This is a genomic window from Pseudomonas sp. GD03858 (assembly GCF_029840925.1).
Taxonomy (GTDB): domain Bacteria; phylum Pseudomonadota; class Gammaproteobacteria; order Pseudomonadales; family Pseudomonadaceae; genus Aquipseudomonas.
Genome location: NZ_JAOCDM010000058.1, coordinates 1 through 16,254 on the forward strand (window position 1 = coordinate 1; position 16,254 = coordinate 16,254).

Sequence of the window (16,254 nt, forward strand, 5' to 3'; positions counted from 1 at the left end):
CCTTTCGCGACACAAGGCCGCTCCTGCAGGGATCGCGGGAGGCTTACTGGATCAGCCCGAACTCACGAGCCAGCGCCTTGTAGTCCGCCACCTGCTTCTTCACGTAGCCGTCCAGCTCCTCGCCGGTCATGGCGAAGGGGAACAGCTCGCGCTGGTCACGCAGCTTGGCGAAGTCCTCGGAGGCCAGCATCTTGTCGAACGAGCTCTTCCACCAGGCGTAGTCCTCGTCGCTGACCTTCGGCCCCAGGTAGAAGCCGCGCACCACCGGCCAGACGATGTCGTAGCCCTGCTCCTTGGCGGTGGGGATGTCCTTCATCTCCGGCTCGTCCAGGCGGTTCTCGGCGAACACCGCGAGAATGCGCATGTTGCCGCTCTGGATGTGCGGCATGGAGTCGGAGATGTCGGTGGAGCCGACCTGGATATGCCCGCCAAGCAGCGCGGTGGCGATCTCGCCGCCGCCTTCCAGGGCCACGTAGCGCAGGTCGCGCGGGTTGATGCCGGCGGCCTTGGCGATCAGCGCGGTCTGCATCCAGTCCTGGCTGCCGACGGTGCCACCGGAGCCGATCACTACCTTGCTCGGGTCCTTCTTCAAGGCCGCGACCAGGTCGTCGAGGGTCTTGTAGGGCGAGTCGCTCTTGACCGCGATGGCGCCATAGCTGGTGCCGACCGCCGCCACCCATTTCACCGCGTTCTCGTCGAAGCGGCCGAACTTGCCCTGGGCCAGGTTCAGCAGCGAGCCGCTGGACCAGGCCACCAGGGTGCCGGCGTCGCCCGGGCGCTGGGCGACCACGGCGTTGTAGGCCACCGCGCCGACACCGCCGGGCATGTAGGTCACGCGCATCGGCTTGCTGAGGATCTTCTCCTGCACCAGGGCGCTCTGCACCAGCTTGCAGGTCAGGTCGAAACCGCCGCCGGGCGAGGCCGGGGCGATGCATTCGGGACGTTTGGGTTCGGCGGCCAGGGCATTGCCGGCCAGCAGCAGGCAGCCGGTGGCCAGGGCGAGGCGGCGCAGTGAAAAGGTCATCGTCAATCTCCGTGAGCGTTGTTGTTATGGGTTACCACAGAGCCACGCTGTAGCTCACCAGCAGCCGCACCTCGTCCGCGTCGCGGGCGAAGTTGGAGCGGAAGGTGGCGTTGCGCAGGCGCACGGCGACGTTCTTCAACGGGCCGCTTTGTACCACGTACTTCAGTTCGGTGTTGCGTTCCCACTCCTTGCCTTCGCCGCCGGCGGCGCGGGTGACGTTGTCGCCGCTGAGGTAGCGGGTCATGAAGGTCAGGCCGGGGATGCCCAGGGCGGCGAAGTTGTAGTCGTAGCGTGCTTGCCAGGAGCGCTCGTCGGCGCCTGCGAAGTCGTTGATCTGGACGAAGTTGACCAGGTACGGGTCGGCGCCATCGACGTAGGGGAAGGCGCTGTCGCCGGACAGCTGCTGCCAGGCGCCGCTGACCTTGTGCCCGCCCAGGGTGTAGCTGAGCATGCCGTTGAAGGTGGTGTTGTCGATCTTGCCGGCCTTGGCCGCGCCTGCGTCGTCGCTGATCGCCAGGCGCAGGTCGGCGCCGAAGGTGCCCGGGCCCCAGGGCTGGGTGGCGAGCATGCCGATGAAATGCTGGCGGTAGATGTCGTCGAGCTGGGCGAAGTGGTAGCTGCCGGTGATGCGGTCGGTGAACTGGTAGTCCAGGCCGCCCAGGTTCAGGTTGTCGGCGCTGAACGAGCCGCCGAAGCGCCCGTTCTTGTTGTTCAGGGCCAGGTCTTCCCAGTTGGTGTCGTTGCGGTCCTTGGCCTTTTCCAGGCGCCCGCCGGTGAAGGTCAGGCCCTTGATCTCCTTCGAGGTGAGCAGGCCGCCTTCGAAGGTCTGCGGCAGGATGCGTCCGTCGTTGGGCTGCAGGGTGGGCAGTTCGGGGATCAGCGTGCCGATCTTCAGTTCGGTCTGCGAGACCTTGACCTTGCCGGTCAGGCCGAGCTTGGAGTACTCGTCGGCGGCCTTGCCGTTGTCGTGGGTCGGCAACAGGCCGGTATCGGTGCGGTCCTTGCTGGAGTCGAGCTTGATGCCGAGCATGCCCAGCGCGTCGAGGCCGAAGCCCACGGTGCCCTCGGTGTAGCCGGACTCGAAGTTGAGCATGAACCCCTGGGCCCATTCGTCGCGCTTGGATTGCTGCGCGCTGGTGCCGTCGCGGAAGTCGCGGTTGAAGTACATGTTGCGGGTTTCGAAGGTGGCCGTGCTGTCTTCGAAGAAGGCGGCCTGGCTCATGGGCGCGACACCGGCAAGGGCGACGGCACTGGCGAGGGCGGAAGGTCGAGCGGCGAAGGAACGGGTAGGCGCGAACGCCTGCGGCTGTGTGGACAGCATCGTCGGTGACTCCATTTATTGTTCTTATTGGTTTGCACCTTGCTGGTGCTTTTTGCGGCGCGCGGGGCGACCGTGGTGCGATGCTAGGCAACCAACCTTTCGCTAACCTTTCAGCGTGAAAGGTTTCTCGCGAGGGCTTCACAGTCCCCGCCACGGCGGTACACTCCGCGCAAAAAGCCCACCCGAGCAGGGAGAATCCGATGCGTGTGCTGCTGGTCGAAGACCATCTGCAACTGGCCGAAAGCGTGGCCCAGGCTCTCAAGAGCCAGGGCCTGACCGTGGATGTGCTGCACGACGGCGTGGCCGCCGACCTGGCCCTGGCCAGTGAGGACTATGCCGTGGCGGTGCTGGATGTCGGCCTGCCGCGCCTGGACGGCTTCGAGGTGCTGGCGCGCCTGCGCGCGCGTGGCAAGACCCTGCCGGTGCTGATGCTCACGGCGCGCAGCGATGTGAAGGACCGCGTGCATGGCCTGAACCTGGGCGCCGACGACTACCTGGCCAAGCCCTTCGAGCTGACCGAGCTCGAGGCCCGGGTCAAGGCCCTGCTGCGCCGCAGCGTGCTGGGTGGGGAGCGCCAGCAGCGCTGCGGGCCGCTGGTCTACGACCTGGATACCCGACGCTTCACCCTCAGCGACGAGCCGCTCACCCTGACCCAGCGCGAGCAGAGCGTGCTCGAAGCCCTGATCGCCCGGCCTGGAAGGGTGATGAGCAAGGAGCAGCTGGCCGCCCAGGTGTTCGGCCTGGACGAGGAAGCCAGCCCCGATGCCATCGAGATCTACGTTCACCGCCTGCGCAAGAAGCTCGACGGCCACCCCGTGCATATCGTCACCTTCCGCGGCCTGGGCTACCTGCTAGAGCACCGCGATGCGTGACAACGTCAGCCTGCGCGGGCGCCTGCTGGGCAACCTGGCGCTGTTGCTGGTGGTGCTGATGCTGGCCAGCGGCCTGAGCGCCTACTGGAATGGCCGCGAAGCCGCCGACACCGCCTACGACCGCACGCTGCTGGCCTCGGCGCGGACCATCGCCGCCGGGTTGTCCCAGCGCGATGGCACGCTCAGCGCCGATGTGCCCTACGTGGCCTTGGACACCTTCGCCTACGACAGCGCCGGGCGCATCTACTACCAGGTGCTGGATATCCACCAGAAGCTGATCTCCGGCTACGAGAACCTGCCGCCGCCGCCGCCCGGCACGCCGCGCACCGACGATTACCCGGCCCTGGCGCGCTTCTACAACGCCACCTATCTGGGCCAGGACGTGCGTGTGGTCAGCCTGCTCAAGGCGGTGAGCGAGCCGAACATGAACGGCATGGCCGAGATCCGCGTGGCCGAGACCGAAGAGGCTCGGGTGCGCATGGCCCGTGGGTTGATGGCCGATACCCTGCTGCGCCTGGGCATGCTGGCGCTCGGCGCGCTGGTGATGGTGTGGTTCGCGGTCAGCGCCGCGTTGCGCCCGCTGGAGCGCCTGCGCACGGCGGTGGAAGAGCGCCAGCCGGATGACCTGCGCGCCTTGCCGGTGGTCCAGGTGCAGCGCGAGCTGGGGCCGCTGGTGCGGGCGTTGAACCACTTCACCGAGCGCTTGCGCGGGCAGTTCGAGCGCCAGGCGCAGTTCATCGCCGATGCCGCCCATGAGCTGCGCACGCCGCTGGCGGCACTCAAGGCGCGGGTCGAACTGGGCCTGCGCTCGAAAGAGCCCGAAGAATGGCGCAAGACGCTCGAGGCGGCGGCCCAGGGCACGGACCGGCTGACCCATCTGGCCAACCAGCTGCTGTCCCTGGCCCGGGTGGAGAACGGCGCCAGGGCCATCGCCGAAGGCGGCGCCCAGCGTCTGGACCTGAGCCAGCTGGCCCGCGAACTGGGCATGGCCATGGCGCCGCTGGCCCATGCCCGGGGCGTGGCCCTGGCGCTGGAGGCCGAGGCGCCGGTATGGCTCAAGGGCGAGCCGACCTTGCTCAACGAACTGCTCAGCAACCTGGTGGACAACGCCCTGGCCCATACCCCGCCTGGGGGCGATGTGGTCCTGCGGGTGCTGGCGCCGGCCGTGCTCGAGGTCGAGGACGACGGCCCAGGGATTCCGCAGGATGAGCGTGAACGGGTGTTCGAGCGCTTCTACCGGCGCAGCGCCCAGGGCAGCGGGCTGGGGCTGGCCATCGTGGGTGAGATCTGCCGGGCGCACCTGGCGCAGATCAGCCTGCACGATGGCGAGCGGGGCGGGCTGAAGGTGCGGGTGAGTTTCATCGCGGATTGATGCATGGCCAGTACTGGCCCTTTCGCGGGTAAACCCGCTCCCACAGGTTAGGCCCATGGCTCTGCGGGAATGGCTGTCTTGCTCAGGTGCTTCGGTCTGGCGCGATCCCTGTGGGAGCGGGTTTACCCGCGAAAGGGCCGTGCAGGTGGGCGTCGATCAGCGCAGCATGCTGCGCGCATCCAGCAGCTCGGCGATGTCCAGCTCGGTGCCATAGGGCAGTCCCAGATGCCGGTAGGCCGGCAGGGCGGCCAGCGGCCGGCTGCGGCCGCGCTGGCTGATGCAGCGGGCGATCTGCACGACGTCGATATAGTCGATCCGGTCGGTGCGCCGGTCCAGGTCCTGGACCTGGCCGGGCAGGTCGACCAGTTGCTCGGGGAACTCCCAGGCACTGAGGATCTTGTCGCCCAGCACCGGCTGGATCTGTTCGATCACGTAGTGCAGGCACACCGGATCGGACAGCAGCTCGTTGTGTTCTTCGGCATAGATCAGCACCGGCAGGGCACCGATCTGGTGAACCAGGCCGCCGAGGGTGGCCTGGTCGGGCTTGAGCTGGGTAAAGCGGCGGCAGATTTCGTAGCTGATGCCTGCGACTTCCAGGCTGTTGGCCCAGATGTCCCGCAGTTTCTGTTCAACTGCCGGCGCCCGGGCATGGAAGATCTGCTCGATCACCAGGCCGATGGCGAGGTTACAGCTGTAGTTGATACCCAGGCGCGTGATGGCGGTATGCAGGTCGGTGACTTCGACGGCGGCGCGCAACAGCGGGCTGTTGACCACTTTGATCAGGCGCGCCGACAGCGCGGCGTCGCGGCTGATCACCTTGCTCAGGGCGGCGACGCTGATCTCGCTGTCCTCGGCGGCTTCGCGGATGCTCAGGGCAACTTCCGGGAGGGTCGGCAGGACCAGGTCGTCCTTGTCGATGGCGTCGAGCAATTGCGCTTGGACCATCTCGGCCAGCTTGTTCATGGACTTCTCTACGGCAGTGGTGCGGCCCCGTCGCGGTGACGGCGGGGCAGGCTGGTCAGCGCTGGATTTCCCGGTCGCGGTCCAGTTCGTAAGGCAGGTCGAGCAGCGTCAGGCGCGGGCCTTCCAGGCTGCCCAAATGCAGGTTGTCATCGGCGACCGCTTCGGCGCTGAGCACGGCCAGCAGCTCCACGCCGCTGCCGCTGCTGGCGGCCAGTACCACTTCGCCGACCGACGAGCCGTGGGTGGGCGAGAAGATCTCGGCGCCCGGCGCCGGCACATCGGCCTGGTCGAGTGCCAGACGGTACTGGCGGCGCTTGAGCTTGCCCAGGTACTGCATGCGCGCGACGATTTCCTGGCCGGTGTAGCAACCCTTCTTGAAGCTCACGCCATCGACGGCCTGCAGGTTGATCATCTGCGGAATGAACAGTTCGCGGGTCGGCCCCATGACCTGGCCGATGCCGGCGCGGATCTGGCCGAGCAGCCAATCGTTGAGCGTGCCTTCGGGCAGCACGGCGGACAGCTGGTCGCGCACGCGGGCGGCCTGTTCGGCTGGCGCCCAGAGCTCCACGCGGCCGCTCGACACGGCGATGGCGATCAGGCCCTCGTGGCGAACGGTCGCACCGGCCGCGCTCGGCACGCTCAGGCCCAGCGCCTGCAGGGCGGCATCGCCGTGCTGCAGGCCGAAGCGGGTCCAGGCGGCGCTGTCGTCGCTCAAGGTGGCTTTGGAGAACACGGCGTATTTCTTCAGGTCGGCCAGTTGCGCCTCGAGCAGTTCACTGGCCATGGCCAGCAGGTAGCCGTTGCCTTCAGGCACGATGCGAAAGCTCGATTGCATGCGGCCCTTGACCATGCAGCGGGCACCGAGGCTCGCGTGCTCGTCGCCGAGATAGTTGATGTTGCAGGTCAGCTGGCCTTGCAGGAATTTGCCGGCGTCGGAGCCGCGGACGGCGAGAATGCCCTCGTGGGAGAGGGGACAGAAGAAAGCGGTATCGGCCATGGGTCATCGCGGTAGCTGGAGACTGGCGGCCATCATAGAACGCCGGTAACAAAATAGGTAGGTGACTAGACCAACGCCTTGTGCCGCTTCGTCCGCCGCGCGGTATACTGCGCGACCACTCGAGGAGGGCTCCATGGTCGAACAAACTGAACTCAACCGGCTTTTCTGGCACAGCCGTCGCGGCATGCTGGAACTGGACGTGCTGCTGGTGCCATTCACCCAGGAGGTCTATCCGAACCTGAGCGAAGCGGACCGGGAGCTGTATCGCCGGCTGCTGACCTGCGAAGACCAGGACATGTTCGGCTGGTTCATGGAGCGCACCGAGTCAGAGGACCCGGAGCTGCAGCGCATGGTCCGCATCATCCTGGACCGTGTCCAGCCCAAGTGATGCCTTCGAGTGCCGTTGGCAGGGCTCGCGCCTGCTGCTGACGGCCTACCTCGCCAGCCTGGTGCTGGCACTGACGACGCTTGCCGTCGTTGCCTTGCCGGCAGGGCTGCGTTGCCTGCTGGCGCTTGTCTGTCTTGCCCACGCCTGCTGGGTCATCCCCCGCCGAATCCTGCTGACCCATCCCCAGGCCATCACCGGCTTGCGTCGCGATGCGCGCGGTTGGCGCCTTTACTGGCGCGCGGGGGGCTGGCAGCCGGCGCGGCTGTGCCGGGACAGTGTCGCTTTACCGGGGATGGTGGTGCTGCGTTTCGTGCGCAAGGGGCGATGGTGGAGCGAGGGGCAGTGCATTCCCAGGGATGCGCTGGAGCACGAGCAGCATCGGCGCTTGCGGGTACGGCTTAAATTCAGCCGCCGAAGGTGGGCCGAGGTTTCGCGGCCATGATGCTGCGATCGCGGCATGCCCTTCGCGGGTAAACCCGCTCCCACGGCGATCGCGCTGGCCTCGATCTGTGGGAGCGGGTTTGCCCGCGCAGGGCGTCAGCGTGGGCTAAGGATGGTATCCACCGCCTCCGGCAGCATGCCTGGGTAGTCGAGGGTGTAGTGCAGGCCGCGGCTTTCCTTGCGCTGCATCGCCGAGCGAATCATCAGCTCGGCCACCTGGGCCAGGTTGCGCAACTCGATCAGGTCGCGGCTGACCTTGTAGTTGCTGTAGAACTCATCGATCTCGTCCAGCAGCATGCGCACCCGGTGCTCGGCGCGTTGCAGGCGCTTGCTGGTGCGCACGATACCCACGTAGTCCCACATGAAGCGCCGCAGCTCGTCCCAGTTGTGCGCGATGATCACGTCTTCGTCCGAGTCGGTCACCTGGCTGGCATCCCAGCAGGGCAGGGCGCGAGGCATGCTCACTTGCTCGAGATGCGCCTCGATGTCGGCGGCGGCGGCGCGGCCATAGACGAAGCATTCGAGCAACGAGTTGCTGGCCATGCGGTTGGCCCCGTGCAGGCCGGTGAAACTGGTTTCGCCGATGGCGTAGAGGCCAGGCACGTCGGTATGGCCACGGTCGTCGACCACCACGCCGCCACAGGTGTAGTGCGCCGCCGGCACCACCGGGATGGGGTGGCGGGTGATGTCGATGCCGAAGCTCAGGCAGCGCTCGTAGACTGTCGGGAAGTGGCTTTTGATGAACTCGGCGGGCTTGTGGCTGATGTCCAGGTACACGCAGTCCACGCCCAGGCGTTTCATTTCGTGGTCGATGGCGCGGGCGACGATGTCCCGGGGCGCCAGTTCCTCGCGCGGGTCGAAGCGCGGCATGAAGCGCTCGCCGTTGGGCAGGCGCAGCAGCGCGCCCTCGCCACGCAGCGCTTCGGTGACCAGGAAGCTCTTGGCTTGCGGGTGGTACAGGCAGGTCGGGTGGAATTGATTGAATTCCAGGTTCGCCACCCGGCAGCCGGCCCGCCAGGCCATGGCGATGCCATCGCCACAGGCGCCGTCGGGATTGCTGGTATAGAGATAGACCTTGGCCGCGCCGCCCGTGGCCAGCACGGTGAAGCGGGCGCCGAAGGTGTCGACCTCGCCGGTGTTGCGGTCCAGCACGTAGGCCCCCAGGCAGCGATCGCCCGCCAGGCCCAGGCGCCGTTCGGTGATCAGGTCGACCGCCACGCGTTGCTCGAGCAGTTCGATGTTCGGTCGCTGGCGCGCGCGCTCCAGCAGGGTGGTGAAGATCGCCGCGCCCGTGGCGTCGGCGGCATGGATGATGCGCCGATGGCTGTGGCCGCCCTCGCGGGTGAGGTGGAACTCGAAACCACCGTCATCGACGCTGTAGTGTTCGTCGCGGGTAAAGGGCACGCCTTGCTCGATCAGCCACTGGATGGCCTCGCGGCTGTGCTCGACGGTGAAGCGCACGGCATCCTCGTGGCACAGTCCGCCGCCCGCGTTCAGGGTGTCCTCGACATGGGACTGCACGGTGTCGGTGTCGTCGAGCACCGCGGCGACGCCGCCCTGGGCCCAGAAGGTCGAACCGTTGGCCAGGTCGCCCTTGCTCAGCACGGCGATGCGAAGGTGGCCGGGGAGGTTCAGTGCCAGGCTGAGACCGGCGGCACCACTGCCGATCACCAGGACATCATGTTGGAATTGTTGGCTCATGTCGGGACACTAGTAATCTTTGAGGGGGGCACGGCACAATAGTCAGGCGCCGATGGCATTGTGAAACTATCGTGAATCCTGGCCGGGATGCCTTTATAGCAGCCCCGGGGGCCTGATTTCCAATGGCGCTTGAGCGTTGGCGGCGATCTTCTTGGGGAACTTTCCTACAGCCGCGGAAATCTCATGAAGGCTGCCCAGACGCCACATTTTGCCGCGGCGACGCAGGGCGGCAGCTCTATCTTGGGCTGGCACCTGTGTACTGAAACCAGAATATCGACGCAGCCGGTCGCGACCGCGCTGCGTCTTCCGTGCGAGCCGACCAAGGGCCGCAGGAAACTTGCTTGGAGGGGAGAACTTTTGCGCAAAGCCCGAGTCTATGGTTGCAAGCCTGAACGATGGCTGTCGCGACGCTCCTTCGAGTTCACTGAGGAGTGTTCATGCTAACCCAGGAAGAGGATCAGCAGCTTGTCGAGCGCGTGCAGCGCGGCGACAGGCGAGCGTTCGATCTGTTGGTGCTGAAGTATCAGCACAAGATTCTCGGGTTGATCGTGCGTTTCGTACACGACACCCATGAGGCGCAGGACGTGGCGCAGGAAGCCTTCATCAAGGCATACCGGGCGCTTGGAAATTTTCGCGGTGACAGTGCTTTCTATACCTGGCTGTACCGCATCGCCATCAACACGGCGAAGAACTACCTGGTGTCCCGTGGAAGACGGCCGCCAGACAGCGATGTGAGCTCCGAGGATGCGGAGTTTTACGACGGCGATCATGGTCTCAAGGATCTCGAGTCCCCAGAGCGCGCGTTGTTGCGGGATGAAATCGAAGGCACGGTCCATCGCACCATCCAGCAGCTGCCCGAGGATTTGCGCACGGCATTGACGCTGCGCGAGTTCGACGGTCTGAGTTACGAAGACATTGCCAGTGTCATGCAATGTCCGGTGGGTACCGTGCGCTCTCGAATCTTCCGCGCTCGGGAGGCCATAGACAAAGCCCTGCAGCCTCTGTTGCAGGAAACCTGAGACAGCGGCGACAGCCAAGAGAGGAACCGCCATGAGTCGTGAAGCTTTGCAGGAATCGCTGTCCGCGGTGATGGATAACGAAGCGGACGAACTGGAGCTGCGTCGCGTGCTTAACGCCGTCGACGACGCCGAAACCCGCGCTACCTGGTCGCGCTACCAGGTCGCTCGCGCAGCCATGCACAACGAGCTGCTGCTGCCCAAACTGGATATCGCCTCGGCGGTCTCCGCGGCGCTGGCCGATGAGGCCGTGCCGGCCAAGGTCAAGCAAGGTCCGTGGCGCAGCATCGGCCGTCTGGCCGTGGCTGCCTCGGTCACCGTTGCCGTGCTGGCTGGCGTGCGCTTCTACAACCAGGACGAGATCGGCGGCGCCGAGCTGGCCGCGCAGCAGCCTGCCCAGCAGGGGCTGAGCATGCCACAGGCACAAGGTCCGGCCGTTCTGGCAGGCTATAGTGAAAGCAGCGAACAACCGACCGGGCCGATGGCCAACGGTGTGCTGCAGAATCAGGCCGGCTGGGATCAGCGTCTGCCAGGTTACCTGCGTCAGCACGCCCAGGAGTCCGCGCTCAAGGGCAACGAGACCGCGCTGCCCTACGCGCGTGCCGCCAGCCTGGAAACCGCCAAGTAAGGAGGATCATGCGCGCGCTACCTCTCCTGTCGCTGCTGCTTGGCAGCAGCTTGACGGTACAGGCCCTGGCGGCCAACTCTTCGCCCGAGGCGAGCGAGTGGCTGAGCAAGCTGGCACGGGCCGAGCAAGAGCAGAGTTACCAGGGCTCCTTCGTCTACGAACGCAACGGCAGCTTCTCCACCCACGATATCTGGCATCGCGTCCAGGACGGCAAGGTCAGCGAGCGTTTGCTCCAGCTCGATGGCTCGGCCCAGGAAATCGTGCGTGTCGATGGCAAGGTACAGTGCGTCAGTGGCGCCCTGGTCAGCGGTGTCGGCGCTCCGCCCGATTCCGCGCCGCGTGCACTTGATCCGCTCAAGCTGATGAGCTGGTACGACTTGGGCGTGGCGGGCAAGTCACGCGTCGCCGGTCGCGACGCGGTGATCGTCACCCTGACCCCGCGCGACCAGCACCGATATGCCTTCGAACTGCACCTGGATCGTCGTACAGGCTTGCCGCTGCGCTCGTTGATGCTCAACGACAAAGGGCAATTGCTCGAACGCTTCCAGATGACCCGCCTCGACACCGACGACTTGCCGAGCGATGGCGATCTCAGCGCCAGCGCCGCGTGCAAGCCAGTCGAGCCGGGGGCCTCCAGGACGGCGGAAACCGTCGCCGGGTGGCGCTCCGACTGGCTGCCGCCAGGTTTCGAGCTGGTCAACAGTTCGGTGCGCCGTGATCCGGCGCGCAAGAGCACGGTCAGCAGCCTGATGTATGACGACGGCTTGGCGCGCTTCTCGGTGTTCCTGGAGCCGATCGGCAGCGATGTCGGTGCCGATACCCGCGCCCAGCTCGGTCCTACCGTCGCGGTATCGCGCCGTCTCAACACGCCCACGGGCAAGGTGATGGTCACCGTGGTCGGGGAGATTCCCCTGGGGACCGCCGAGCGTATCGCCCTGTCGATGCGGGCCCAGGATGCCCAGGCGCGGCAATGAGGTCGCGCCGCCTTCTGACAGCTCTTGTTACACAGAGCTGACATGAAATTAAAGCATTGTCATTTGCAATCCAGCCGCAAATTTTCTATAGGTCAGGCTTCTCGGAGTCTGGCCTTTCCTGCTTCTGCAGGGGTCCTACTGCTAACTACGCTCGTTGTGACGGGAGCCGTATGTCAATACCACGCTTGAAAACCTATCTCTCGATGTTCGCCGCGGTGCTCATGCTCGGCCAGGTGCTCACCGCCCAGGCCGAGGAAGCCCTGCCGGACTTCACCACCTTGGTGGAGCAGGCCTCGCCGGCGGTCGTCAACATCAGTACCAAGCAGAAGCTGCCGGACCGCCGCATCGCCGCCGGACAGATGCCTGATCTGGAAGGCCTGCCGCCGATGTTCCGCGAGTTCTTCGAGCGCAACATGCCGCAGCAGCCGCGTTCGCCCCGTGGCGACCGCCAGCGTGAGGCCCAGTCGCTGGGCTCGGGCTTCATCATTTCCAGCGATGGCTACGTGCTGACCAACAACCATGTGGTCGCCGATGCCGACGAGATCATCGTCCGTCTGTCCGATCGCAGCGAGCTGCAGGCCAAGCTGGTCGGCACCGACCCGCGTACCGACGTGGCCTTGCTCAAGGTCGAGGGCAAGAACCTGCCGACCGTCAAGCTGGGCGATTCGGAGAAATTGAAGGTTGGTGAGTGGGTACTGGCCATCGGCTCGCCGTTCGGCTTCGACCATTCGGTCACCAAGGGTATCGTCAGCGCCAAGGGACGTACCCTGCCGAACGACACCTATGTACCGTTCATCCAGACCGACGTGGCCATCAACCCAGGCAACTCCGGCGGCCCGCTGTTCAACATGAAGGGCGAGGTCGTGGGGATCAACTCGCAGATCTTCACGCGCTCCGGCGGCTTCATGGGCCTGTCGTTCGCCATCCCGATCGACGTGGCGATCGATGTGTCGAACCAGCTGAAGAAGGACGGCAAGGTCAGCCGTGGCTGGCTGGGCGTGGTGATCCAGGAGGTCAACAAGGACCTGGCCGAATCGTTCGGCCTGGACAAGCCGGCCGGCGCGCTGGTGGCGCAGGTGCTGGAAGAGGGCCCGGCAGCCAAGGGTGGCCTGCAGGTGGGTGACGTGATCCTGAGCATGAACGGCCAGCCGATCGTCATGTCGGCCGACCTGCCGCACCTGGTGGGCGGTCTCAAGGACGGCGACAAGGCCAAGCTGGAGATCATCCGCAACGGCAAGCGCCAGAATCTGGATGTCACTGTCGGTGCCCTGCCGGACGACGACGCCGACATCGGTACCGGTGCCCAGGGCGGCGCCGAGCGCAGCAGCAATCGCCTGGGTGTTTCGGTGACCGACCTGTCCGCCGAGCAGAAGAAATCCCTGGAGCTCAAGGGCGGCGTGGTGATCAAGGAGGTCCAGGATGGCCCGGCGGCGATGATCGGCCTGCGTCCGGGCGATGTCATCAGCCACCTGAACAACCAGGCCATCGCCTCGGCCAAGCAGTTCACCGAGATCGCCAAGGAGCTGCCGAAGAACCGTTCGGTGTCCATGCGCGTGCTGCGTCAGGGGCGAGCGAGCTTCATCACCTTCAAGCTGGCTGAATAAGCTGGGCATCGTGTAGGAAAGGGCAGCTTCGGCTGCCCTTTTTCATGAGCAGCAGAACTTGATGGTCCTGTGTGGGAGCGGGCTTGCCCCGCGATGTGGCTCGAACAGGCAACATTTTCGCCTGATCGGACGCCATCGCGGGGCAAGCCCGCTCCCACGCTAACCGATAGGCAGGTGACAAGGGTTCTCCCATATCCCTGCGGCTTGAGGTACAATTCCCGGCTATTTTTCGGCGGGCGTCCGGCTCGCAGCCTTTTCGAGTGTTGACCCGTGAGTGATTTGAGTCATATCCGCAATTTCTCCATCATCGCCCACATCGACCATGGCAAGTCGACGCTGGCCGACCGTTTCATCCAGATGTGCGGTGGCCTGACGGCGCGCGAAATGGAAGCCCAGGTCCTCGACTCCATGGACCTGGAGCGCGAGCGCGGGATCACCATCAAGGCCCACAGCGTCACGCTGCACTACAAAGCGCAGGATGGTAAGACCTACCAGCTGAACTTCATCGACACTCCCGGCCACGTTGACTTCACCTATGAAGTCTCGCGTTCGCTGGCCGCGTGCGAGGGTGCGCTGCTGGTGGTCGACGCCGGCCAGGGCGTCGAGGCGCAGTCGGTCGCCAACTGCTACACCGCCATCGAGCAGGGCCTGGAAGTAATGCCCGTGCTGAACAAGATGGACCTGCCCCAGGCCGACCCGGACCGCGTCAAGGACGAGATCGAGAAGATCATCGGCATCGACGCCACCGACGCCGTGGCCTGCAGCGCCAAGAGCGGCATGGGTGTCGACGAGGTGCTCGAGCGCCTGGTCCAGACCATCCCCGCGCCTGAGGGTGAAATTGATGCGCCGCTGCAGGCGCTGATCATCGACTCCTGGTTCGACAACTACCTGGGCGTGGTCTCTCTGGTGCGCGTGCGCCAGGGCCGCGTCAAGAAGGGCGACAAGATCCTGGTCAAGTCCACCGGCAAGGTGCACCTGGTCGACAGCGTCGGCGTGTTCACCCCGAAACACACGCAGACCGCCGATCTGAAAGCCGGCGAAGTAGGCTTCATCATCGCCAGCATCAAGGACATTCACGGCGCGCCTGTGGGTGACACCCTGACCCTGTCCAACACGCCTGAAGTCGAAGTGCTGCCAGGCTTCAAGAAGATCCAGCCGCAGGTCTACGCAGGCCTGTTCCCGGTCAGCTCCGACGACTTCGAGGACTTCCGCGACGCCCTGCAGAAGCTGACCCTGAACGACTCGTCGCTGCAGTACATGCCGGAAAGCTCGGACGCCCTGGGCTTCGGCTTCCGTTGTGGCTTCCTCGGCATGCTGCACATGGAGATCATCCAGGAGCGCCTGGAGCGCGAATACGACCTGGACCTGATCACCACCGCCCCGAGCGTGATCTACGAGCTCGAGCTCAAGACCGGTGAAACCATCACCGTCGACAACCCGTCGAAGCTGCCGGACGTCTCGGCGGTCAACGATTTCCGCGAGCCGATCGTCACCGCCACCATCCTCGTGCCGCAGGAGCACCTGGGCAACGTCATCACCCTGTGCATCGAGAAGCGTGGTGTGCAGCGCGACATGCAGTTCCTCGGCAGCCAGGTGCAGGTGCGCTACGACCTGCCGATGAACGAAGTGGTGCTGGACTTCTTCGACCGCCTCAAGTCCACCAGTCGCGGCTACGCGTCGCTGGACTATCATTTCGACCGCTACCAGTCGGCCAACCTGGTCAAGCTGGATGTGCTGATCAACGGTGACAAGGTCGATGCCCTGGCTTTGATCGTGCACCGCGACAACGCGGCCTACAAAGGCCGGGCGTTGACCGAAAAGATGAAGGAACTGATCCCTCGACAGATGTTCGATGTGGCGATCCAGGCAGCCATCGGCGGCCAGATCATCGCGCGGACGACCGTCAAGGCGCTCAGAAAGAACGTACTGGCCAAGTGCTACGGTGGCGACGTCAGCCGTAAGAAGAAGCTGCTGGAGAAGCAGAAGGCCGGTAAGAAACGCATGAAACAGGTCGGCAACGTGGAGATCCCACAAGAAGCCTTCCTCGCCGTGCTCAGGTTGGATAGCTAGGTCCTATGTCGCTAAATTTCCCGCTGTTGCTCGTCATCGCCGTCGCCGTCTGTGGTCTGTTGGGTTTGATCGACCTGCTGTTCCTGGCCCCGCGCCGGCGAGCGGCGATCGCCAACTATCAGGGCAGCGTCACCCAGCCTGAAGTGGCCGTGGTCGAACGCCTGAACAAGGAGCCCTTGCTGGTCGAATACGGCAAGTCGTTCTTCCCGGTGCTGTTCATCGTGCTGGTGCTGCGCTCGTTCCTGGTCGAGCCGTTCCAGATCCCGTCGGGCTCGATGAAGCCGACGCTGGAAGTGGGCGACTTCATCCTGGTGAACAAGTTCTCCTACGGTATCCGCCTGCCGGTGATCGACAAGAAGGTCATCGAGGTGGGTGACCCGCAGCGTGGGGATGTGATGGTGTTCCGCTACCCGAGCGATCCGAACGTCAACTACATCAAGCGTGTGGTCGGCCTGCCGGGCGACCAGATTCGCTACACCAGTGACAAGCGCTTGTACGTCAATGGCCAGGCGGTTGCCGAACAACTGGTCGGCAGCGAGCCGGGCACGTTGGGCAGCGCCGAGCTGTACAAGGAGAAACTCGGTGAGGCCGAGCACCTGATCCGCAAGGAAATGACCCGCTACCGCATGCCGCCGGACCAGCAATGGACCGTGCCGGCGGGTCATTACTTCATGATGGGTGACAACCGCGACAACTCCAACGACAGCCGTTTCTGGGATGATCCGAACATTCCCAAGGAACTGCAGGGCATGGTGCCGGACCGCAATATCGTCGGCAAGGCGTTCGCGGTGTGGATGAGCTGGCCGGAGCCGAAGCTCAGTCACTTGCCTAACCTGTCGCGGGTCGGGCTGATCCATTGAGTATCGACGGCGCTGTCCACGGA

Annotated in this window: 15 protein-coding genes; 10 read left to right on the forward strand and 5 right to left on the reverse strand. The window is 65.1% G+C overall.

What is annotated here, in order from left to right; translation table 11 throughout:
• Positions 1–43: 43 nt before the first annotated feature.
• Complete coding sequence (locus tag N5D48_RS15765; protein ID WP_279885862.1) at positions 44–1,024, reverse strand: tripartite tricarboxylate transporter substrate binding protein; 981 nt, start codon at positions 1,022–1,024, stop codon at positions 44–46.
• 31 nt (positions 1,025–1,055) lie between these two features.
• Positions 1,056–2,345: an OprD family porin gene (locus tag N5D48_RS15770; RefSeq protein WP_279885864.1), complete on the reverse strand. Its 1,290-nt coding sequence runs from the start codon at positions 2,343–2,345 to the stop codon at positions 1,056–1,058.
• 200 nt (positions 2,346–2,545) lie between these two features.
• Between N5D48_RS15770 and N5D48_RS15775 the strand changes: the two genes are divergently transcribed.
• Together N5D48_RS15775 and N5D48_RS15780 are read left to right on the forward strand one after the other, a co-directional pair.
• On the forward strand, positions 2,546–3,217 hold the full coding sequence (locus tag N5D48_RS15775) for a response regulator (protein ID WP_279885865.1): 672 nt from the start codon (positions 2,546–2,548) through the stop codon (positions 3,215–3,217).
• Positions 3,210–4,589, forward strand: coding sequence for a sensor histidine kinase (locus N5D48_RS15780; protein ID WP_279885867.1), 1,380 nt, complete (start codon positions 3,210–3,212; stop codon positions 4,587–4,589). The genes N5D48_RS15775 and N5D48_RS15780 overlap by 8 nt, the downstream gene beginning before the upstream one ends.
• Before the next feature lie 156 nt (positions 4,590–4,745).
• On the opposite strand, the gene N5D48_RS15785 is transcribed toward N5D48_RS15780, so the two are convergent.
• Both N5D48_RS15785 and N5D48_RS15790 read right to left on the reverse strand, forming a co-directional pair.
• Positions 4,746–5,552 (reverse strand): HDOD domain-containing protein, encoded by an 807-nt coding sequence (locus N5D48_RS15785; RefSeq protein WP_279885869.1) that lies wholly within the window; start codon positions 5,550–5,552, stop codon positions 4,746–4,748.
• Between the two features lie 55 nt (positions 5,553–5,607).
• Positions 5,608–6,549: a folate-binding protein YgfZ gene (locus tag N5D48_RS15790; RefSeq protein ID WP_279885871.1), complete on the reverse strand. Its 942-nt coding sequence runs from the start codon at positions 6,547–6,549 to the stop codon at positions 5,608–5,610.
• 133 nt (positions 6,550–6,682) lie between these two features.
• Here N5D48_RS15790 and N5D48_RS15795 point away from each other — a divergent pair, with 133 nt between their 5' ends.
• Positions 6,683–6,937 carry a succinate dehydrogenase assembly factor 2 gene (locus N5D48_RS15795; RefSeq protein ID WP_133332057.1) on the forward strand — a complete coding sequence of 85 codons (255 nt, stop codon included), beginning with the start codon at positions 6,683–6,685 and terminating at the stop codon, positions 6,935–6,937.
• A complete protein-coding gene (locus tag N5D48_RS15800; RefSeq protein WP_279885876.1) occupies positions 6,921–7,379 on the forward strand; it encodes a protein YgfX in 459 nt (152 codons plus the stop codon). Before N5D48_RS15795 ends, N5D48_RS15800 begins: the two co-directional genes overlap by 17 nt.
• 95 nt (positions 7,380–7,474) lie before the next feature.
• Here N5D48_RS15800 and nadB read toward each other — a convergent pair whose 3' ends face one another.
• Entirely contained in the window at positions 7,475–9,079 is a 1,605-nt protein-coding gene (gene nadB / locus N5D48_RS15805; RefSeq protein WP_279885879.1) for an L-aspartate oxidase, read from the reverse strand.
• A gap of 437 nt (positions 9,080–9,516) precedes the next feature.
• Between nadB and rpoE the strand changes: the two genes are divergently transcribed.
• The 6 genes from rpoE (at position 9,517) to lepB (ending at position 16,231) form a co-directional block, all read left to right on the forward strand.
• The gene (rpoE, locus tag N5D48_RS15810; protein WP_010220971.1) at positions 9,517–10,098 is read left to right on the forward strand and encodes an RNA polymerase sigma factor RpoE; all 582 of its coding nucleotides are present in this window, start codon (positions 9,517–9,519) and stop codon (positions 10,096–10,098) included.
• A gap of 31 nt (positions 10,099–10,129) precedes the next feature.
• A complete protein-coding gene (locus N5D48_RS15815) occupies positions 10,130–10,723 on the forward strand; it encodes an RseA family anti-sigma factor (protein ID WP_279885881.1) in 594 nt (197 codons plus the stop codon).
• 8 nt (positions 10,724–10,731) lie between these two features.
• On the forward strand, positions 10,732–11,697 hold the full coding sequence (locus N5D48_RS15820) for a MucB/RseB C-terminal domain-containing protein (protein WP_279885882.1): 966 nt from the start codon (positions 10,732–10,734) through the stop codon (positions 11,695–11,697).
• A gap of 170 nt (positions 11,698–11,867) precedes the next feature.
• Positions 11,868–13,301, forward strand: a complete 1,434-nt coding sequence (locus N5D48_RS15825; protein ID WP_279885885.1) for a DegQ family serine endoprotease — start codon at positions 11,868–11,870, stop codon at positions 13,299–13,301.
• Between the two features lie 270 nt (positions 13,302–13,571).
• Entirely contained in the window at positions 13,572–15,371 is a 1,800-nt protein-coding gene (gene lepA / locus N5D48_RS15830; RefSeq protein WP_110739522.1) for a translation elongation factor 4, read from the forward strand.
• A 5-nt stretch (positions 15,372–15,376) separates the two neighbouring features.
• The gene (gene lepB, locus N5D48_RS15835) at positions 15,377–16,231 is read left to right on the forward strand and encodes a signal peptidase I (RefSeq protein WP_279885887.1); all 855 of its coding nucleotides are present in this window, start codon (positions 15,377–15,379) and stop codon (positions 16,229–16,231) included.
• Positions 16,232–16,254 lie beyond the last annotated feature (23 nt).